Raw genomic sequence first — 20,631 nt, forward strand, 5'->3', positions numbered from 1 at the left:
TGCGCCATCGACGCATCCCCCCCCAAGGCAATTGCTGCAAGGGTATTCAGATTCAGATGCGCTGATGAAACTGCCGGGTTTTGGCAGTGGGGCTGTTTGTGATTCGAAAGGCCATGGTTTCCTCCTCGGCAGGGATTCGGCGTCGGGCAAGCCGTTAGGGGCAAAGCGAAGGGGAGGCTTCCGCGCGGAAGCCTCCCCCAGGGAATGCCGGATTCAAAAGATGGCGATCTACTATACGCATTTTTACATTCATGCAAGTCTGGTTGTTTTGTCTTGGACGTTTTTTATCAAAAATCAGTTTTCAAGAACCTTTCTCAAAGAAATGCGTGTTTTATTGCAAAGTAAAAAAAATGAGATGAATTATTTGTCGGAAAAATTATTTCAACATGAAATTATATGTGCGTCATATTTTTTATTCGAGTGCTTTTTTTTCAAGAAAATGAAATCGATTTGTAAGAATATTCTGTCAAGCTTGACGATTTTCATCTTTCCGGACGAATGTCTTCTTTCGCGCGCTGCCTGTCGCATGAACACGGATTTATCTGTGTTGACTGCATGCGCTACGCGCCAAAAAAAAGAATGAGTGCATAAGGACAATCATGAACAGAAAACCAAGTATCACCATAACCTCTCTTGACGCCGAGCGTCTTGAAATACTTCTCGACTCCCTGCCGAAGGGGGGATTTGCGGGCAAAGCCGATCTTGAGGACGAGCTGGACCGCGCCATCATCGTCGACCCGAAAAATGTGCCGCCCACCGTGGTGACCATGAACTCCACCGTCAAATTCAAGCTCATGCCCGCCGGAGAGGAGTTCTGTCTTACGCTCGTCTATCCCGGTTCCAGCGGTCCCGCCGACGCGCCGGGCTCGACGATTTCGATCCTGGCCCCGGTGGGCAGCGCACTGCTCGGGCTGTCCATCGGCGATGAAATCCAGTGGCCAAGACCCGGCGGAGGAATGCTGCGGGTGCGGATCGAGGAGATTGTCTATCAGCCCGAACGAGCCGGGGAATTCGATCTTTGAGCACCGTGACCGATCGCCAAGGCCCGGTGCGCTTTTGCCGCCGCGATTTGGAAGCGGCCGGGCTTGCTTCCCGGCCGCTTCTGATCCATACGGTACCCATGAAATCCCGCCTTTTGATTCCGCGCCTCAGGTCCCGCCAACGAACGCTGCTGCACATGTATCGCACGGTGGCAGATTTCACCTATGATCTGGAGATCTGGATGGAGGCTGGCGGCCCGCTGCGCTATGTCTCTCCGTCCTGTCTGCGGGTGACGGGTTATCCGGCCGGGGAAGCGCTGCGCGATGCGGATTTTTTCGCGCGGATCATCGACGCCGATGATTTTGTGAAATGGCGACAGGCCATGGATACCGGCCATGCACAGGATATCCCGGCCATGGATTTTCGCATTTGCCGCCGGGATGGAACCCGTATCTGGCTGTCCCAGGAAACGACCCGGGTCTTTGATCCGCGCGGTCGTTTTCAGGGCTGGCGCCTGTCCTTGCGGGACGTGACGGAACGGGTGCAGACCCGCATCTGCCTGGACCAGGCCAGGCAGAACCTTGCGGAGCGGGTCCGCGAGCGCACGGCCGAGCTGGAACTTTCCCGCGAGAGATACCGCGCCCTCTCCGGATACCTGCAGGACCGCATCGAGAAGGAGCGTGCGCACATCTCGCGCGAGATCCACGATATTCTGGGGCAGGATCTGACCGCCATGAACATGGGCCTGCATCGCCTCGAACGCTCCTTTCATGACCCGGACGACGGGCGGCTCGCCCAGCTCGCGGAGTTGCGCGCCCTGGTGGCCGGGACCCTTGAAACGGTGCGCCGCATTTCGCGGGAGCTGCGTCCGCCCATGCTCGACGAGCTGGGTTTCGTCGAAGCCGTGGCCTGGCAGATCCGGACCTTCGCGCAGGCCTCCGGGCTTCGCGTTGACCAGCAGCTCGGCCATCTCCCCGACCTGCCAGGCGATCTGGCCACCGCCATGTACCGGGTGCTGCAGGAGTGCCTGACCAATGCCGCGCGGCACTCGGGTTGCAGCCGCCTGCATGTGAGCGTGCAGGCCGGGGATGGCGAGTTCGTGATGCGCGTGGCTGACAATGGCCGGGGCATAACTTCGGACCAGGCCGAGTCGTCCGGGTCGTTGGGGCTGCTGGGGATGCGCGAGCGGGTCCGGCTGGCGGGCGGCAGTCTTGCCATCGCGCGGCTGCCCAAGGGTGGAACGGAAATTTTGGTCAGGGTGCCCCTGACCGGGGAGAGTGGCTCATGCGACTGCTCATAGTGGACGACCATGCGGTGGTGCGGCGCGGCACCATGAACATCATCATCGACCGTTTTCCGGACTGTGAATTCTCGGAAGCCGGCACCCTGCATGAGGCGCGTCTGGTCCTCGGGGACACGCGTTTTGATCTCGTCATTCTGGACATTTCACTGCCCGACGGAAGCGGTCTCGATTTTTTGGAGTTCGCACGGGAGCATGATCCCAGATTGCCCGTGATCATGCTCAGCATGCACCATGAGATCGAATACGCCCAAAGGTGCCTGAGCATGGGCGCGCGCGGATATCTGAGCAAGAATTCCGCCCCCGAAGAGCTCGAAGAGGCCATGACCGCCATCCTGGACGGGGGCATCTACGTCAACCCCTCGCTGCTCGACTCGCGCAGACCGTCCACGGTCATGGACACCCTGTCCCGTCAGGAACGCGACGTGGCGCGCAGGCTCGCACAAGGCGAAACCATGACCGCCATCGCCCAGGCCATGGGCGTCAGCGTCAAGACCGCCAGCACCTATCGCACCCGGGCCATGCGCAAACTTGGCATTGGCACCACCTCCGGGCTCATTCGCTTCATGCTCGAACATGGTCTGGCAGGCATGTGATCATGTCGGAGAAATCCGACAAGGTTGCGTAAGGTCCGCCGGACAGGCTACAAATCAGGGATAATCATGGAAGAGATTGGCACACTGTTTTTACTGGCAGGCTTTCTGGGATTGGTGTTGTCGCTGTTCATGCTGGGCGGAAGGAAGCGCAGCCCGAGCCGATCGCTGCCGGACAATTTTGACTTCATAAACCGCAAAAACTCCGAGAATCGACGATGAGCTTGAGCCTTGAAGATCTTGAACTGCGCGCCTTCGATCCCCCGCATCTGGGAATGCCCGGCTGGGCCTGTCAGGCCGGGCGCTGGGAGGATTGCGGCCGGTTCGTGGAGATCTTCGTGGCCGTGCGCGACGGCAGGATCATTGATGTGGGTTTTCTGACCAACATCCCCGGCGACGGCCTTGTCTGCGCATCGGCCTATTGCGACGAGGTGCTGCAAAAAACCGTGGAGGAAGCCCAGGCTCTGCGGGAGCAGGACATCCTGGCCCTTTTTCCCTCCCCCAAGCGGGAGGATGCCGCCTTGCAGGACATTCTCAGAATCTGCGTCGACGCGGGCGTGAGGTCGATCACGGCCTGTTCGCCCGAGCCGTAGCCGAGGCCACTTCAAAAGTCGCAAGAGCCCCGCAGACATCATTTATCCATCAGGATAATTCTTTATTTTCAGATACTTAAAAATTCATGGATCCCCTTCTTCAAGGGGATGACGACTTTTGTTTGCGGTGTACCCTGACAGGCTGTTCGTAATGTTTTGGTTCGTTTTGAGCCAAATTCAGACATGGACCGCTCTTGATTCGCGCTCCCCGCCTGCCCGCAAGTCATCCCCGCGCAGGCGGGGAGCCATTCCGTCATTTCAGTCCCGCAATGCTGAATCCCGGCTCGTTGAAAGCGCGGCCAGGGCCAATAGCGCCGTCTTTGTCGCGCCCTCGATGGCGGTCAGGTAATCGTGATCGAAGGTGTTGTGGCGCCTGTTTGCGATGACCGGACAGATTGCCCCTCCCCAGTGCCCCAGCCCGCCGAGAAAGTGCAGCAGAAAGCTCGCTTCCATTTCCATGTTCTCGACCCGCATTCCGTCCAGACCGGGATCGAATTCGCTGAAAATCCTGTCCAGCTCCGGCGTGCTTGGGCGCAGCCGTGAGATGTCGCGGCCTTGAGGCGCGAAAAAACCGCTGTTCGAGACCGTGAGGCCTGTTCTGGCGGCAACTCCAAGTCCCTGTGCGGCTTGTGTCAGCGCTCGGACCACAGCCGGTTCGGCGCGGGAGACGTAGGGGTGGATTTTTCCCCGGAACCGCGAGTCCGGCCTGGCCGCCTTCTCGATCACGTGCGCCAGTTCCTGTTCCAGGCGCGCGCAGGTCTGGTCCGGGCAGGGCGTATCGTAGAAGAGGCCCGTGTTGTCCATGCCTAACGCGTAGGCGGTGATGATGGATGTGCCGAGCCGCGTCGACGCCTGCAGGCCCCCGGAAGTTCCTACCCGGATGATGTGCAGCCTGGGGAAGAGCGGCTTGGGCGTGCGCGTGGCGAAGTCGATCTCGCAGAGCGCCACCAGTTCGTTGAGCACGATTTCAAGGGAAGGGGTGCCCATGCCCGAAGTCGCCACGGTGGCTCGCACGGGTGAAATGATCGTGGCCCGGCCCCCGGTGGCGCAGGATGTGCCCGTGGCCGTGACCAGGCCCCGGTGCTCCCGCTCGACCTCCAGGTCGTGCAGGAAGGTCCGGGCGATGAATTCGGCCCGACCAGGGTCGCCGACCAGCAGGATATCTGGCGCGAGCTGTTCGGGCGTGATCTGAAGATGATAGATGCGCCCTTCGGCATCGATGGGCAGATCGGCGGCGGAGCAGGGCGGGGCGGGGAAGAGATCAGGTTTCGTGTTCATGGCCGGCATCTATCCAAGTTTTTTTCGGCTGGCCAGTGTCGCGTCCATTGAAACGGAAGGGCAAGGACACGGCAGGCCATGGGCACGGCAGGTCACGCAGGCGTGAATTATGCGCCAAGCGCCTTCACGGCCATGTTCAAACCCATGATGAGGATCATCAGGAAAAGTATCCGCTGAAAAATAAGATCCCGCATCCGTCCGGAAACGCGCATCCCCGCCCACGCGCCGATGGATACCGAAGGCAGGGCCACCGCGAGGAGCGTCAATGAGTGCGCGCTGTACAGCCCCGCCAAGGCGTGGGCCGCGACGATGAAGAGGCCGCTGACGATGAAGAACGCGCCAAGGGCCGCCTTGATCTGCTGCTGCGTGCCGCCGCGCAGGGAAAGATACACGGCCAGGGGCGGGCCGTTGAACCCGAAGGCCGTGCCGAGGCCCGTGGAGAGGAATCCGGCCAGCATGCCCCAAGGCGCGGCCAGCTTCCGCTTGTTCACTTGCGTGCCGCTCAGGCCCCAGATCGAATAGGCCACGAGCAGGGCGCCAAGCCCGAGTTTCAATCCGGATTCCGGGACGTTTTTCAGTATCAGCACGCCGCTGACGGCGCCGGGCAGTCCGCCCAGAAACAGGGCGCGGATGCCGCAGGAGTCAAGGTGTTGCCGGTAATTCCAGGCCATCTGGACATTGAGCGAGAGGACCACCAGCCCGCAGGTGGAGACGGCCAGCGGCATGTCGAGTCCCGAGGCCACGATGGGCATGGCCACCAGGGCCGCGCCGAAGCCGACGATGCCGTTGACGAAGCCGCCAAGGAGCCAGCCGAACATGGTGGTGAGAAAGGCGTGTGAAAAGTCGATATTCATGTGAGAAGCTCTGCGCGGTTCGGATGTCGGGTGTCACGGCCTGTGCAATATCTCAACCGGGAACGGGACGGCGCTGTTCCTGGTCGCGCCTCGGGGCTATCTGATATTTACCAGATATGGAAGTGCAGTCTTATAATGTATTTAAATTATTAAACATGAGGTTTGGTTGATTTTCGGATGTAAAAAAAGAGAGGCATCAGGCATATTCGCCATGGTGCCTCCCTTTTTCGCTTTCTAATTTTTGAGAATGTCTGCGGCGTACTGTTTCTGAAGTTTTTCAAGTTCGCCGGAAGCCGTCATCTCCTTGATGACTGCATCGATCTTCTCCACCAGATTCTTGTTCTTTTCATTGACATAATGGTAGAGCGGATGAACCTTGAGAGGTTTTTCCACAGGAACCACGTCATTGATCCCCGCATTTTTGAGGATGACCATGCCGTTTTCAAGGCTGGTGAGAGCCACTTCGGCGCGACCCGCCTCGACGAAAGGCATCAGCAAATCTTCGCTTGGCACTTCGTGCACGTTTTCCAGGCCGGCTGTGATGTCCTTGGTGTGGGCTACTCCACGCGTGATGGCAATGGAGAATTTTTTTAGCTCGTCAGGGCTTGAGAGCGTGATGTTGCTGTCTTTCCTGACAAATGCCTGGGTCGTAAGCGCGGACAGCGGCGTTGGAACGCGAATCAGCGAAGGATATTTTTCGCCGACGCTCCAGATGCGCAGCGCCTCACCGTCTTTTTCCCCGGAGCTCGCAGCTTCCAGGGCGCGGACCCCGGACATGGCTTCGACTTCGATCTCAATTCCGGCGCGTTTGTAGACTTCCTTGAGAAGGCGTTCGCCGATCTCCTGTTCTGGAAGGTTTTCGATGCGGACAAATGTGTACTCCGGAGCTGCCATGCCTATTGCCGGGATGAGCATGCATACCGCAAGAAAAAATAATGCGATCTTTTTCATTCTTCCTCCATGTTGTTACGTTGACGTGTTGAATGGATAAACTGGATTTATCGTCATGCCTGGGATGCCTCTTGGTACAGAGATCTCCTTGGCCATCAGATTTTGAACTTGCCGACAAGAGAGTTCAGGCTTTTCGCCAGAGCGCTCAATGCTTCGGAATTTTCCTGCACTGTCCCGGCCATGCTGGATATGTCCCCTGAAGTGCCGCTGACATCGTCAACGCTGCGTGCAATTTGGCGAGTTACCGTGTCCGCGTGGGCAACATTTTCGTTCACCTCCTTGACGCCCTGGGACGCTTGCCCAACGTTGTCCGCGATATCGCGGGTCGTCACGGATTGTTCTTCGACAGCCGCTGCAATGGTGGCCACGATCTGGTCGACGTCGCCGACGATCTGGCTGATATGATGTATTTCGCCGACTGTGGTTCCGGTGGCGCTCTGAATGCCCTGGATTTTCTCCCGGATTTCTTCGGTGGCCCGAGCGGTTTGCATGGCCAATTCCTTGATTTCATTTGCCACAACAGCAAAGCCACGCCCTGCCTCTCCGGCCCGGGCGGCTTCGATGGTTGCGTTCAGAGCCAGGAGATTTGTCTGGGAGGATATGGCCGTGATGGTTTCGGTGACCTTGCTGATCTCTTGCGCGGCGTTGCCGAGTTCGTTGACTCTGGCTGAAGCCTCGGTGGATTTGAGCACCGCATTTCCCGTGATGTCCTTGGCCTTGGCGGTGTTTTGCGAAATTTCATGGATGGTTGAACTCATTTCCTCGGAAGAAGCGGCCACCGTGCCGATATTGACTGCGAACTCTTCCATCGCGGAAGCCACGGAATTCATGTTGCCGCTCATGGAGTTCAATGATGTGGAGGCGCTATTCGATTGTCCGGTCATTGCCTCGGCGGATGTTGAAAGGGTGGAGGAGAGTTGCAGAAGATTTTGGGCGGATTTTTCAAGGCGCTGGGCGTTGTCCACCACTTCGGCAATGATGGCGCGGATTTTATCGATGAATATGTTGAACCAGTCCGCAAGTTCCTGGATTTCAGTTCCGGATTTGTCCTCAAGGCGCCTGGTCAGATCGCCTTCGCCCTCCGCGATATCCTTGAGCATGGCGATCATTCCCTGCAGTGAGCGCGTAATCGTGCGCCGAACGAAAAACACGATGCCAAGGACCAGTATGACGTCCACCACGATGACGCGGAGTATCGTGGCCAGCAGCGTTTCGCGAAGCGTCTCGTTCAGGAACTTTTTGCTCATGAACAGTGTGAGTTCGCCCAGGTCGGTCTTTTTGCCGTTTTTCTCGTAAACCAGAGGAATCGTGATTGTTTCATAGTTCCCTGGTTCCACGGGACTTTCCAGAGTGGCGGAATTCCAGGCTTCATCCCGCACCACGCCGGTAATGAGCTTGTCCTTGTGCATGATCTCTGCGGCGTAAAGATTCCGATTGGTCATTTCACTTTCCAGGACGCCCTTGGCTCCATCCGCATTCATGTCCCAGAGCGGCGCAATCAGGTTTATAGCCAATCTTCCGGAGATGATCTGCATGTCCTGATCCAGTGATGAGGTCAGTTCTGACCGTTCCCGGATGTAGTCCATGGCACCAAGTCCGCTCAAAACAAGAGTAACGATAGCTGCAATGAAGCCTACCATAAGAATTTGCAAGCTGCGTCTTTTTTTCATCGAACTTCCTTAAATATTGATAAAGTTTATGTATTTCAAAAAAATGATGAATTTATTGTCATTACTTATTTTTAATAAATAAAATTCGAAATTATTATCATTTAAGTTTTTTAATTTTATTAAAGTACTTTTTATATTCTATATAATTGGGTCCGGTCTAAATCATTTCGTCTGGTAAATGTCGTCGTGAAGTACAGCGCCTCGCTCAAGGCCACTTCAAAAAGGCTTGGATGGTCTCAAAAGGATCGTGGCCGGGCCGAAAGTTCGCTCTTTGAGCCCCCGGGGAGCGCCGTGGCGTCATCCCCAGGGGTCTCAAGGAGGGGCTAGTTGCGGTGAAGGCCCAGGATGCGGCTTGCGTTTTCGTACATGACCTTGCGGCGTACTTCGTCGCTCAGGGGGAAGGATGCGTAGGCGTCAAGCGCGTCTTCAAGTTCGATGAACGGATGGGCGCTGGCGAAGACGACCTTGTCCTGGATGATGGTGCTCATGGCCTGCACGAAAACGTCGGCCATGGGCGCGCGCTCGTATTCCGAGAAATCCATGTACACGTTGGCGTTGCGCAGGCAGGCGTAGACGCTTTCGTTGACGTACGGATAGCCGCCATGGCTCATGATGATGGTCAGTTCGGGGAAGTCGCGGGCGACCTGGTCCACGTGGCGGGGATCGGCGTAGTCCATGATGGCGCCGGGAACCTGCGGCGGCGGGGCCATGGTCACGAACACAGGCAGGTTCAGTTCCGCGCACTTGGTGTACAGCGGATAGTACCGGGCCTCGCAGGCCGGGATGTGGGCCAGGTAGGGGTCGATGGCGATGCCCTTCATGCCGAGCTCTTCGACGGCCCTGACAATTTCGTGCACGGCGGCCATTTTCTTGTGTGGATCGATGCCCCAGAAACCGATGAATTTTTCGGGATAGGCCTTGCAGAACTCCAGCACGCTCCCGTTGTTGGCCGGGGAGCCGTAGGTCGTTTCGCAGTCGCGGCCGGTGATGACCGCGCGCTCGACACCGCGCCGGTCAAGATCGGCCACGATCTCGTCCAGGGGCTGGGCCTGGCGGGCGTCGAACCCGATGGCCTTGCAGGCTGCCTTGAACATGGCGCTGTTTTTAATGCCGTTGATTATTTCAGGAGTGTTGGGTCGGAAACGGAAATCAATGATTTTCATGGACAAAGTCTCCTTATCCGGGCCTGACAGGTGCGTCAGCCGGGTTTGAAAAGTGCCGCCGGAATGTCCGGCGGCATTTGTTGCGGGTGCGTTATTTCGAGATGAAGAAGAGCGGCACTTCGGGGATGTAGGTCACCACGAGGAGCACAAGGATCATGAGCAGCAGCATGGGCATGACGGCTCGCGACAGATACTCCAGCTTGGCCTTGGAGATGCCGCTGGCCACGAAGAGGTTCACGCCCACGGGCGGGGTGATGAAGCCGATGGCCAGGTTGACGACGATGATGACGCCGAAGTGCAGGGGCGAGACGCCCACGCCCGTGACCACGGGCAGCAGGATCGGCGTGAGGATGACGATGGCCGCCAGGGCCTCCATGAAGGTGCCGACAATGAGCAGCAGCACGTTGATGAGCAGCAGCACGACGATCTTGCTTTCGGTGAAGCTGAGGATGGCTCGGGCGATGGTGCCGGGCACGTCCTCCAGGGTCATGATGTTGCCGAAGAGCGTGGCCATGGCCATGAGCACGATGATGGTCGCCGATGTTTCGCAGGCTTCGACGCAGCAGTTCACCAGTCTGCGGACGTTGATTTCCCTGTAGACGAAGACTCCGACGATGAGTCCGTAGAATGCGGCTACTGCGGCGGCTTCGGTGGGGGTCATGATGCCGCCGTAGATGCCGCCCAGGACGATGACCGGAACCATGAGCGCCCACTTGGCGTCCCAGACGGCGGCCCAGAGGGAGGCCATGGTTCTTTTGCGCGCTTCTCCGCGCCAGTTGCGGGCCCTGGCGTAGAAGTAGGAATACCCCATGAGTACCAGGCCCGTCAGTATGCCGGGCACGATGCCTGCGATGAAGAGGTCGCCGATGGAGACCTGGGCGGAGATGCCGTAGACGACAAAGGGGTTGCTCGGGGGGATGAGCACGCCGATGGCTCCCGACGCCGCGACGATGGCGCCGGCAAAGAACTTGTCGTAACCGCGTTCGACCATGGCCGGGATGGTCAGCGCGCCGATGGCGGCGACGGTTGCTGGGCCGGAGCCGCTGATGGCTCCGAAAAACATGCAGGTGGCGACGGTGACCAGGGCCATGCCGCCGTAGAGTCCTCCGAGCATTTCGTCGGCCAGGGCGAGCAGCCGTTGCGACAAGCCGCCCGCACCCATGAATACGCCAGCGGCGATGAAGAACGGGATGGCCATGATGGGAAAACTGTCGATGGAAGCAAAGGCCGTCTGGGCCAGGTATTCGATGGGCAGGGTATCGGCGCAGATGACCGTGGCCAGGGTGGACAGGCCCAGTGAGATGGCAATGGGAACCCCTATGCAGCAAAGGACTGCAAAGTAGCCGAACAGGGCCGGCAGGGGCTCGATGTATTCGGCCAGCACGGCGGGAGCGATGACGGCGGCGGCGGAAACCAGGGCGAGGAAAGTGTCCAGGGGACCACATATCTTCACCTGTGCGGCCAGGTTCTGCAACAGGCGCAGGGCCATGAGCCCGAAGCCCAGCGGCAGGATCATGTAGGGAATGATGTAAGGAATTCGCAGCGCGGTGGTGACCTGCGGGAATTCCCTGAGTCGTTCGATCTGAGTCCAGCCGAACCAGCAGATGGTCAGGGTGAGGATCAGGAAGAAGACCTCTACGACGATCCAGCTCGCATTCTGCAGTCGAACCGGGAGCCGATCATAGATGATGTCGATGCGGATGGAGCTGCGTTTTCTGATGGCGACGGCCAGGGCAAGGTAGGTGATCCAGATGAAGACAAACCTGGACAGTTCCTCGGTCCATACCGCAGCGCCCGCAGAGCTGGCAAAGTGGACGATAATGTATCTGTATGTCGTCTGGAACGTGATGAAAAGTATGATCGCCAGCAGGCCGGTTACGAGAAAGATCTTTTCGAAATTCTCGTCGATCCAGTTCCAGATGTTTTTGGTTTCGGGGGCGGAGTCCACTACGCTCAGCGGAAGTGTGCCGCAGTTGATATTCTGTTCCATGTCATCTCCCTATGCCTTGCCGCAGCGGGCTGCACCGATCGGCCAGTCTTGGGCTAGGCGGTGAACAGGCATGCTTCTTTCCTTTTGAAAAATTCAGGAACCGCCTGCCGCCGGAGAGTGAGAGTTGTCCGGCGGCAGGTGAACGGTTCAATTACTTCTGGGTGTCCATGATCAACTGCAGCAGGTTTGCGGGCACCTGCTTGGCGAACTCGTCGCGCACGGGGGCGGTCAGTTCTTTCAGCTTGGCACGTTCCTCGTCGCTCAGGATGGTCACTTCGATGCCCTTTTCCTTGAAGGCGTCCCAGGCTTTCTTTTCGAGCTCGTCGGTGATGCCGCGCTGCCATACGAGGGCTTCGTGGGCGGCTTCGCGGATGATCTTCTGCTGTTCCGGCGTCATGCTGTCGTACTTTTTCTTGTTCATGAGCAGGATATGCATGCTGTAGTTGTGGTTGGAGTCCATGGCGTACTTCAGCACTTCGGTGTGCTTGGCGTCATTGAGCAGGGAGAAGGTGTTGCCTTCCGCGTCAACGGTGCCCTGCTGCAAGGCAGTGTAGACTTCGCCCCAGGCCACGGGAGCTGGGTTCATGCCCAGTGCCTTGGCCACCTCGACCTCGACAGGAGAGTCAGTGGTGCGGACCTTGAGACCGGCGAGGTCGGCCACGGTTCTCAGGGGCTTTTTCGTGCTGACGAAGTTGCGGTAGCCGTACTAGCTGTACATTATGGTGGTCAGGCCGATTTCGTTGGAAATTCTTTCCAGTTCCTGGCCGAGTTCGCCTTCATCGAGCGCCTTGTAGAGGTTCTGCTGATATTTGGGAGAGGTGATGTAGGGCAGGTCCAGAGCCATGTAGGCCTTGCCGAAGCTGGCCATGTTCGGGGACGAGCAGGAGGACATGTCCAGAGTACCGGCCTGGGCTGCTTCCGTGGTCACGCGGTCGCTGCCGAGCTGGGCGCTGCCGAAGATCTGAATCTTTATCTTCTTGTCGCTCTTGGCTTCTACCAGTTCCTTGAACTTCTCGAGACCCAGGGTGACATTGTTGCCAGGGGCCATGGGATGGCCAATGCGCAAGGTAAGGGGTTTGCCGGCATGGGCCGTGTCGATGGGGCCGGTCAAAGCTACTGCGGCCATGAGGCCCAACGCGGCTAAAACGATCTTCTTCATGTATTCCTCCGAAAGTGTTGAGTTTTGACCAGCACTGCCTGGCAATGTTTCCGGCTGTCGCCCTCTGGTCACGGGTATTGGACACCCAAAAGCAGAATGCATGCCAAGAAAAAAGCCGTTAAATAAAAGTGCGACACATTAAAGTCATTTAAATTCAAGTGTTTGGGTTTGTGCAGTGCATAAATGCGGCAGGGCTGGGGAGGTGTTGTTGCAAATTTGCAACTACTGGGAAGGGTTCTTGTCAGATGCGCTGCTTTTGAGAATTAAATCACAAAGCGGTGTCATTCGTAAGCTCTTCAAGTTGGCTTCGGGTTTTTGCGACCGTTTTGGTAGTAAATTTTGAGCATCTCGTCGCAAATTTGCAACCCTTTTTTTACCTCAAAAGAAGTTTTTCCATGCATTGTTGCAAATTTGCGACAGGTGCGTTTCGTTATTTTTTTCTCAAAAGACCGGGAAGGCGCCATAATCCCGGAAAGTGTGTCTTTTCATCTAGTTATGAGGTTTGGCACAAAGAATGCTCAGGAGCAGACAGTTCAATAATCCCGAAGCATATCTGTGAAAAGAAGAATTGAGTACGATGCTACGAATAGTCTGATGACTACTTTTCGGGATTTAAGTTCTCATAAGATTCAATCAATAAACTTAGATCAGGAGTAAGAACATGACTCGCTTTACTTGTGGATGCATGTCGCCTCAGGAAGAACGCCTTTATAATCAGATTGAAGGTAAGGAAGATAAATTCAGAAAGACCCACAGTCGTGTCTTCAAGCTCCTGGAAAAATTTGACGGACAGAAACCCCGCATCGATATCGAGCGTGCCTTGTATTTCACGCAGTCGATGCAAGAGACTGAAGGACAGCCTCTTGTTCTGCGCTGGGCAAAGGCTCTGAAGCATATCGCCGAAAACATGACTGTTTACGTTCAGGAAGATCAGCTTCTGCTGGGCCGCGCCGGTTTCGACGGCCGCTACGGCATTCTCTATCCTGAACTCGATGGTGACTTTCTGGATATCGCAGTGCGCGACCTGCCCACTCGTAAGCAGTCTCCCGCGACCATCACTCCCGAGGACGCAAAGATTGTCGTCGAGCAGATCGCTCCCTTCTGGAAGGGCAAGACCTTCCACGAGAAGCTCAACGCCGCCCTGCCCGAGGAAGTTCACAAGCTGACCTACGACGATCCGGAAGGGCTCATGTCCCGCTTCATCGTCAACGAGACCGCCTCGTTCCGTTCCTCCATCCAGTGGGTGCATGACTTCGAGAAGATTCTGAAGCGCGGCTTCAACGACATCAAGCGCGAAGCCGAAGAGAAGCTGGACGCCCTCGATCCGCTCAGCCCCAAGGACAACTGCGAGAAGAGGCCTTTCCTCGAAGCCATCGTCATCGTCTGCGATGCCATCGTGCATTGGGCCAAGCGCCATGCCGTGCTGGCCCGTGAAGTGGCGGAGAAGGAAACCAACCCGGCCCGCAAGGCGGAGCTGATCCGCATGGCCGAAAATGCCGAGCGTGTTCCCGGCGAGCCCGCCCGTGATTTCTGGGAAGCCTGCCAGAGCCAGTGGTTCACGCAGATGTTCTCCCGCATCGAGCAGAAGACCGGCACGACCATCTCCAACGGTCGCATGGACCAGTATTTTTACCCCTACTACGCCCAGGATGTCGAGGCGGGCAAGCTGACCGAAGAGCAGGCCATGGAGCTTCTGGAGTGCATGTGGGTCGGCATGGCCGAATTCATCGATATGTACATCTCTCCCACGGGCGGCGCCTTCAATGAAGGCTACGCGCACTGGGAAGCGGTCACCGTCGGCGGCCAGACCCCGGACGGACGTGACGCCACCAACGACCTGACGCACCTGATCCTGAAGTCCAAGCGCGAATTCCCGCTGCATTACCCTGACCTTGCCGCCCGCATCCACAGCCGCTCCCCTGAGAGCTACCTGTGGGACGTGGCCGAGACCATCAAGGACGGCTCGGGCTTCCCCAAGCTGATCAACGATGAGGAGATTGTGCCGCTGTACGTCTCCAAGGGCGCGACCTTCGCCGAGGCCTATGACTACGCAGTATCCGGCTGCACCGAGGCGCGCATGCCCAACCGCGACACCTACACATCGGGCGGCGCGTACATCAACTTCGCCGCCGCCGTGGAAATGGTGCTGCGCAACGGCCGCATGAAGAAATACGGCGATGCCGAGCTTGGCCTGAAGACCGGCGATCCGACCACGTTCGCCACCTGGGAGGAGTTCTGGAACGCATACGTGCAGCAGCACCTGCTTTTCCTGCGCGCCGCCTTCGTGCAGCAGTACAAGATCAACAAGATCCGCGCGACCTGCTTCGCCCAGCCCATGGGCTCGGCCATGCACGACCTGTGCATGAAGCATTGCATCGACCTGCATCAGGAGCAGATCCCCGAGGGTATCAATCTCGGCTACTTCGAATACATGGGACTCGGCACTGTCGTGGACTCCCTTGCGGCCATCAAGAAGCTGGTCTTCGAGGACAAGAAGCTGACCATGCAGCAGATCATCGACGCCATCGACGCCAACTTCGAAGGGCACGAGGATATCGAGGCCCTGCTGCGCAGCGCTCCCTGCTACGGCAACAACGATCCCTATGCCGACAGCATCGGTCGTGAAATCGACAGGATTTCCGTTGAATACGGCGGCAAGTACAGCAAGGATCTGGGTATGCACAACGACGTGCGCTACGTGCCCTTCACCTCCCACGTGCCCTTCGGCAAGGTCGTCAGCGCGACTCCCAACGGACGCAAGCAGTACACTCCGCTGTCCGACGGCTCCTCTGCCTCCCACGGCGCGGATGTGAACGGGCCCACCGCCATCCTGCTCTCGAACTACAACACCAAGAACTACGGCATGCGCGACCGCGCGGCCCGCATGCTCAACATCAAGTTCACTCCCAAGTGCATCGAGGGCGAGCAGGGCACGGAAAAGCTCGTATCCTTCATCCGCACCTTCTGCGACCTGAAGATATGGCACGTGCAGTTCAACGTCATCAACCGCGACACCCTCATCGCGGCCAAGAAGGACCCGCAGAAGTACCGCAACCTGATCGTGCGCATCGCAGGTTACAGCGCCTACTTCGTGGATCTCTCCCCCGACCTTCAGGACGACCTCATCGCCCGTACGGAGCATGGAGACATCTAAAAAAACAGGGGGCTTCGGCCCCCTGACCTTTTTCCGCCCCAGGAATTGGCGCCGGGACCGCCCGCCGGTCCTCCCCATCGCGTAAACCATCGAGGAGTCTCATGAGCGCGCTAGAAGACAAAAAGAAGAAAGGTCTGGTGTTCAACATCCAGAAATATTCCGTGCACGACGGCCCCGGGATTCGGACCATCGTGTTTCTGAAGGGGTGTCCCCTGTCCTGCAACTGGTGCAGCAATCCCGAGTCGCAAAAAAGCGAACCCGAGTTGGCCTTCAATGCCGGTCGTTGCCTCACGTTCTCCAAATGCACGCGCTGTCTGCAGGCCTGCCTGCGCGGAGCGATCATACGGGAGGCCGACGACACGCTGCGCATAGACCGCACGCTTTGTGACGGATGTCCGAAAAATTGCGCCGAAGCGTGTCCGTCGCAGGGGCTTATCGTCTACGGGCAGGAGCGGAGCGTCGATGACGTGCTGAGGGTTGTCGAGCAGGATGCGGCGTTCTACACCAGATCCAGCGGCGGATTGACCTTGTCCGGAGGGGAGCCGCTCATGCAGGGCGAGTTTGCCCTGGCTTTGCTGCGCGATGCGCGTCGTCGCAGGATCAAGACGGCGGTGGAGACGTGCGGCATGGTTCCATGGAAGACGCTGGAGGCCGCGTCCGAATATCTGAATTACGTCTTGTATGATATCAAGCATATGGACAGCGGGATTCATGAAGCGCAGACCGGATGTTCCAACGAGCGGATTCTCGACAATTTCAGGAAGCTCGCCCTGCTTGACCCGAACAAGACGATTCTGGCCCGCACTCCGGTGATTCCCGGATTCAATGATTCGGAGGAAGCAATCCTCGCCATTGCGCGGTTCCTGGAGCCATTCCCGAATGTGCGCTATGAAATGCTTCCCTATCATCGTCTTGGGACACAGAAATATCATTTTCTCGATCGTGTTCCGCCCATGGATGAAGTCACTCTGGATAAATCCGTCATGCCGAGACTGATTGATGCTGCCAGGAGCGTTCTTGGAGACAGGGTTGAGGTGACTAAGTAATATTGATGCAATATTTATGATTTGAATTTATGCATCATTCATTTCGTCATAAATTGATATTTATGTTGGTATTTTGATGTCATATTCTGATTTTACATAGTATTGTATGAAAAGGCAGCTCGTCAGGGTTGCCTTTTTTTTTAAGCCGTGAGAGATTTTTTGCATGCCAAACCGTTCCATGGATTTTCTTTCAAAGAACTTTGAATACATACTTGATGCTCTTCCCGATGGAGTGTTCATCTCGGACGTTTCGGGCGTGACCCTGCGTGTCAACCGCATGTACGAGCAGCTCACCGGGCTCAAGCAGGAGCAGGTGCAGGGCAAACAGGTGCGCACCCTTGTCGAGAACGGAGTCTTCGACAAGATCCTGAATCCTGAAATAGTTCGCACCGGCAAGCCCGCCACCCATGTGCAGCAGTTGCAGAACGGGAAGAAGCTGGTCCTGTCGGGATTTCCCGTATTCGATGATTCCGGGGCCTTGCGTCTGGTGGTCACCTTCGTGCGCGATATCACCATGATCACGCGCCTCAACGATCAGATGGAGGAACAGCGCCATCTGATCGAGCAGTTTCATGAGCAGATGGCCTATATCACCCAGGAGCGCAGCAAGACGCTGACCCCGATTTTTGAGAGCGAGGCGATGCAGGGCGTGGTGAACATGCTTCAGACCGTCGCCCCCACCGATGCCTCCGTGCTGTTGCTCGGCGAGACCGGCGTGGGCAAGGATGTCTTCGCGCGCCTCACGCACGCCCACAGTTCGCGCAAGGACAAGATCTTTCTCAAGGTGGACTGTGGCGGCATCTCCGAAACCCTGACCGAGTCCGAGATGTTCGGTTACATGCCGGGCGCCTTCACCGGCGCGTCGAGCAAGGGCAAGGCCGGCTATTTCGAGCTGGCCGACGGAGGCACGGTTTTTCTGGACGAGATAGGCGAGCTGCCGCTGTCCATGCAGACCCGGCTGTTGCGAGTCTTGCAGGACGGAGAGATCATGCGCGTCGGCGGGAGCCGTCCGAGCAAGGTGGACGTCCGGATCATCGCCGCCACCAACAAGAATCTGGCCGAGTGCGTGGAGACGGGGACCTTTCGCCGCGATCTTTTCTACCGCCTGAATGTGGCCACGGTCACCATCCCCGCGCTGCGCGAGCGGCCCGACGACGTGCGGCCCCTGGTCGAGCATTTTCTGCGCTATTATGCCTCCAAATACGGCAAGAGCATGGCCGTCATGGAGGTCGCCATGGGCATCCTGTCACGCTACCAATGGCCCGGAAACGTGCGGGAACTGCAGAACATGATCCATGGCCTGGTCATAACCCACAAGGGAACCCTCGTGTCCCCGCGCGACCTCCCCGCCGCCATCTCCGAGGGGCTGGCGCGCGAGCGGTGCTACACCGACGACATCCTGACCGGCGGGCGCTCGCTGAAGAACATCATGGCCGACATCGAGCGGGATTTTCTGCAGCAGGCCCTTGAAGTTCACGGTTCGGTGCAGAAAGTCGCCGATCTTTTCCAGGTCGATCGCAGCACGATTTTCAGGAAGGTCCAGAAAAAGTGACGCCGGGGCGGTTGCCCCGGCATCCGGACGCAGATATTGTCTGACATGGCGCACGCCGTTGGCAGGCTTGTTGCCTTGTCCGTGTTATTCGGATGATGCCGCGTAAGGTCGGCGCGGAGTGCGCTTCTGCCTAGAAATGCCTTTCGATAAGCTTCTCCAGTTCATCGGCGGTTCCCTTTCGGGGATTGTTGCCCATCAGTCGCCGCGTCGCGGCCGCGCGTTCCGCGATGCCCCGAATATCCTCACGCTTCACCCCATGGGCTTCAAGGCCAGGCTTGACGCCAAGATCAAAGAGCAGCCTCTTGAAACCGTCGGCGGCGCTTTGTGCGCGCTCGTCCAGATTTTTTCCAGCGGCATCGCAGCCGAGTGTTTCGGCGATCCGGGCGTATTTCTCGGGGCTGGCCAGGCAGTTGAAGGCGATGCCCATGGGGGCCAACGCGCCGACGAGAACGCCGTGGGGGATGTGATGCGTCGCCGGGACGGCCATGGCGATGGCGTGGATGACTCCGTTCTGCGTGTTGGAAAAGCCCATCCCGGCCAGGGCCGAAGCGTAGAGCATGCTTTCCCTGGCTTCGATGTTGCCGCCGTTTGAGTAGGCTTCCCGGATGCTGGCCGCGATCATGCCCATGGCCTGCACGTTGTGGCAGTCCGTGAACGGGCTGGCGCTGAGATTGACGTAGGACTCCATGGCGTGGACGAGGGCGTCGAGGCCGGTGGCGGCTGTAATGCGTGGCGGCATGGAGACGGTCAGCTCCGGATCGAGCACCACCGCCCTGGCGAAGAGATGGTCGCTGACGATGGCTTTTTTCGAATTCGACGCGACATCCGCCACGACGCTGATGGAGGTCATTTCGCTCCCGGTCCCGGCCGTGGTGGGAACGAGGAAGGTTGGCAGACACGGCGCGGGGATCAGATCGACCCCGAAGTATTTTTCAAGGGGCCCTCCGTTTATGGCCAGCAAAGAGGCTGCCTTGGCGGTGTCGAGGACGCTTCCCCCTCCCAGTCCGATGACGGCGTCCGCGCCGAACTTTCTGAGACTGGCCGCGCACTCTTCAACCAGCGACGGGGTCGGTTCGCTGGAGACCCCAGAAAATATTTCTACCGGGATGTCGTGTCGTGCCAGGGATTCGACGAGCGGTTTGTGGCAGTCGTTTCGGATGCTGCTCCCGCCCGCTATGATGAAAACGCGTGACGCTCCTTGGCGCATGACCTCATCGCCGATTCTTGCCGAGGAACCTCTGCCGTGAATGATTTTGCCGACCGTTTGAAATGTGTGAATCATGCTTGCTCCAGAATGTTTTTTATCGATTCAGGACAAAGCAAGATTCAGGCCTGCCGCAGGGGATTTGAGATTTTTCAGGAATTGAGCCGCGTAAAAAAACGACGCGCCAATGATCCGGTGCAACGGATCATTGGCGCGGGGGTATGCTCATCCTGAAATTCAGGGTCTTTTAAACCCGAATTTCTTCAGGATGCCCTGGCCTTCCTCCGACTTCACGAAGTCAATGAATGCCTGGCCCATTTCCTTTTCCCCGGACGTTCCAAGCAGGGCGACGGGGTAGGTGATGGGCTTGTGGCCGGCGACCTCGGCCGTAACCTTGACCTTGTCGGCGCGCAGGGCTGCGTCCGTGGCGTAAACGAATCCGGCCTGGACCTCTCCTCGTGCCACGTAGTCGAGGGCCTGGCGCACGCTCTCGGCCAGGACGAATTTGGGGGTCAGCGCCTCATACAGGCCCGCATGTTCCAGAGCGCCCTTGGCATAACGCCCGGCCGGAACGGAGTCGGGGTTGCCGATGGCCACGAGCTTGACCTCTTTTCCCTTGAGTTCGGCCGCGTCGTTCAGGGGCAGGCCACCTTCGGCGGGCACGATCAGGACCAGGGCGTTGCCCGCGAAATTGACGCGGGTGCCCGGGTCGATGAGCTTTTCGGCCCTGTCCATTGTCGCCTGGTCGGCCGAGGCGAAGACATCCACTGGCGCGCCCTGCTGCATCTGCTTGAGCAGCGCCCCGGAAGAGGCGAAATTCAGGACCAGGGAGGTTCCCGGATGAGCCTTTTCGAAGGGTTCCTTCATTTCCGTGAAGGCGTTGGTCAGGCTGGCGGCTGCCGAGACCAGCAGATCCCCTGCCATGGCGGGAGTGGACATGAGGACAATGCAAAGCGACAAAATTGTATGCAACGATTTAAAATTCATGGGGCTCTCCTTTTTTTGATTGCATTTTTACTGGCCTGAAGATCCCCTGTTTGGCAATATGGTCACGCAAGCATGATAAAGCGTGACTGTATTGATCAGGGCGCTGCGTTTCGTGCATCGCTCGATGTGTAATATTTTGTGATTTGCAAAAATATG

17 protein-coding genes and 1 pseudogene are annotated in these 20,631 nt (G+C 57.8%); 9 read left to right on the plus strand and 9 right to left on the minus strand.

All coding sequences use genetic code 11. The annotated features are described in order from the left end of the window. Positions 1–64: 64 nt before the first annotated feature. The 6 genes from BMZ24_RS08695 (at position 65) to BMZ24_RS08715 (ending at position 3,467) form a co-directional block, all read left to right on the plus strand. Positions 65–583, plus strand: a complete 519-nt coding sequence (locus BMZ24_RS08695) for a hypothetical protein (RefSeq protein ID WP_092191304.1) — start codon at positions 65–67, stop codon at positions 581–583. Positions 584–599: 16 nt separating this feature from the next. Then, entirely contained in the window at positions 600–1,022 is a 423-nt protein-coding gene (rnk, locus tag BMZ24_RS08700) for a nucleoside diphosphate kinase regulator (protein WP_092191306.1), read from the plus strand. A 5-nt stretch (positions 1,023–1,027) separates the two neighbouring features. Next, positions 1,028–2,281 carry a PAS domain-containing sensor histidine kinase gene (locus tag BMZ24_RS08705; RefSeq protein ID WP_143077861.1) on the plus strand — a complete coding sequence of 418 codons (1,254 nt, stop codon included), beginning with the start codon at positions 1,028–1,030 and terminating at the stop codon, positions 2,279–2,281. Next, a complete protein-coding gene (locus BMZ24_RS08710; RefSeq protein WP_092191311.1) occupies positions 2,266–2,877 on the plus strand; it encodes a response regulator transcription factor in 612 nt (203 codons plus the stop codon). The genes BMZ24_RS08705 and BMZ24_RS08710 overlap by 16 nt, the downstream gene beginning before the upstream one ends. A 66-nt stretch (positions 2,878–2,943) precedes the next feature. After that, positions 2,944–3,096, plus strand: a complete 153-nt coding sequence (locus BMZ24_RS19680) for a hypothetical protein (RefSeq protein ID WP_153304608.1) — start codon at positions 2,944–2,946, stop codon at positions 3,094–3,096. Further along, positions 3,093–3,467, plus strand: a complete 375-nt coding sequence (locus BMZ24_RS08715; RefSeq protein WP_092191313.1) for an iron-sulfur cluster assembly scaffold protein — start codon at positions 3,093–3,095, stop codon at positions 3,465–3,467. The genes BMZ24_RS19680 and BMZ24_RS08715 overlap by 4 nt, the downstream gene beginning before the upstream one ends. Before the next feature lie 258 nt (positions 3,468–3,725). Here BMZ24_RS08715 and BMZ24_RS08720 read toward each other — a convergent pair whose 3' ends face one another. The 7 genes and pseudogenes from BMZ24_RS08720 to BMZ24_RS08750 form a co-directional block, all read right to left on the minus strand. Continuing rightward, on the minus strand, positions 3,726–4,745 hold the full coding sequence (locus BMZ24_RS08720) for a nucleoside phosphorylase (RefSeq protein ID WP_092191457.1): 1,020 nt from the start codon (positions 4,743–4,745) through the stop codon (positions 3,726–3,728). Positions 4,746–4,852: 107 nt separating this feature from the next. Then, on the minus strand, positions 4,853–5,599 hold the full coding sequence (locus tag BMZ24_RS08725; RefSeq protein WP_244150312.1) for a sulfite exporter TauE/SafE family protein: 747 nt from the start codon (positions 5,597–5,599) through the stop codon (positions 4,853–4,855). 234 nt (positions 5,600–5,833) lie between these two features. Next, positions 5,834–6,550, minus strand: coding sequence for a substrate-binding periplasmic protein (locus tag BMZ24_RS08730; RefSeq protein ID WP_092191315.1), 717 nt, complete (start codon positions 6,548–6,550; stop codon positions 5,834–5,836). A gap of 95 nt (positions 6,551–6,645) precedes the next feature. Continuing rightward, positions 6,646–8,220, minus strand: a complete 1,575-nt coding sequence (locus tag BMZ24_RS08735; protein WP_092191317.1) for a methyl-accepting chemotaxis protein — start codon at positions 8,218–8,220, stop codon at positions 6,646–6,648. 323 nt (positions 8,221–8,543) lie between these two features. Then, positions 8,544–9,383: an amidohydrolase family protein gene (locus BMZ24_RS08740; protein ID WP_092191319.1), complete on the minus strand. Its 840-nt coding sequence runs from the start codon at positions 9,381–9,383 to the stop codon at positions 8,544–8,546. 91 nt (positions 9,384–9,474) lie between these two features. Then, a complete protein-coding gene (locus tag BMZ24_RS08745; protein WP_092191321.1) occupies positions 9,475–11,373 on the minus strand; it encodes a TRAP transporter large permease in 1,899 nt (632 codons plus the stop codon). Positions 11,374–11,524: 151 nt separating this feature from the next. After that, positions 11,525–12,499 (minus strand): annotated as a pseudogene (locus BMZ24_RS08750) (TRAP transporter substrate-binding protein). Positions 12,500–13,193: 694 nt separating this feature from the next. Between BMZ24_RS08750 and hpsG the strand changes: the two are divergent. The 3 genes from hpsG to BMZ24_RS08765 all read left to right on the plus strand — a co-directional run bounded on the left by hpsG (position 13,194) and on the right by BMZ24_RS08765 (position 18,284). Then, positions 13,194–15,686: a (2S)-3-sulfopropanediol dehydratase gene (hpsG, locus tag BMZ24_RS08755; RefSeq protein ID WP_092191323.1), complete on the plus strand. Its 2,493-nt coding sequence runs from the start codon at positions 13,194–13,196 to the stop codon at positions 15,684–15,686. 101 nt (positions 15,687–15,787) lie between these two features. Further along, on the plus strand, positions 15,788–16,732 hold the full coding sequence (hpsH, locus tag BMZ24_RS08760; RefSeq protein ID WP_092191325.1) for a (2S)-3-sulfopropanediol dehydratase activating enzyme: 945 nt from the start codon (positions 15,788–15,790) through the stop codon (positions 16,730–16,732). Between the two features lie 163 nt (positions 16,733–16,895). Further along, positions 16,896–18,284, plus strand: a complete 1,389-nt coding sequence (locus BMZ24_RS08765) for a sigma-54 interaction domain-containing protein (RefSeq protein WP_092191327.1) — start codon at positions 16,896–16,898, stop codon at positions 18,282–18,284. 130 nt (positions 18,285–18,414) lie between these two features. On the opposite strand, the gene BMZ24_RS08770 is transcribed toward BMZ24_RS08765, so the two are convergent. Together BMZ24_RS08770 and modA are read right to left on the minus strand one after the other, a co-directional pair. Continuing rightward, on the minus strand, positions 18,415–19,566 hold the full coding sequence (locus tag BMZ24_RS08770) for an iron-containing alcohol dehydrogenase (protein WP_092191329.1): 1,152 nt from the start codon (positions 19,564–19,566) through the stop codon (positions 18,415–18,417). A 159-nt stretch (positions 19,567–19,725) separates the two neighbouring features. Then, positions 19,726–20,475 (minus strand): molybdate ABC transporter substrate-binding protein, encoded by a 750-nt coding sequence (gene modA / locus BMZ24_RS08775; RefSeq protein WP_092191331.1) that lies wholly within the window; start codon positions 20,473–20,475, stop codon positions 19,726–19,728. Positions 20,476–20,631 lie beyond the last annotated feature (156 nt).

This window comes from Desulfomicrobium norvegicum (genome assembly GCF_900114595.1).
GTDB lineage: Bacteria > Desulfobacterota > Desulfovibrionia > Desulfovibrionales > Desulfomicrobiaceae > Desulfomicrobium > Desulfomicrobium macestii.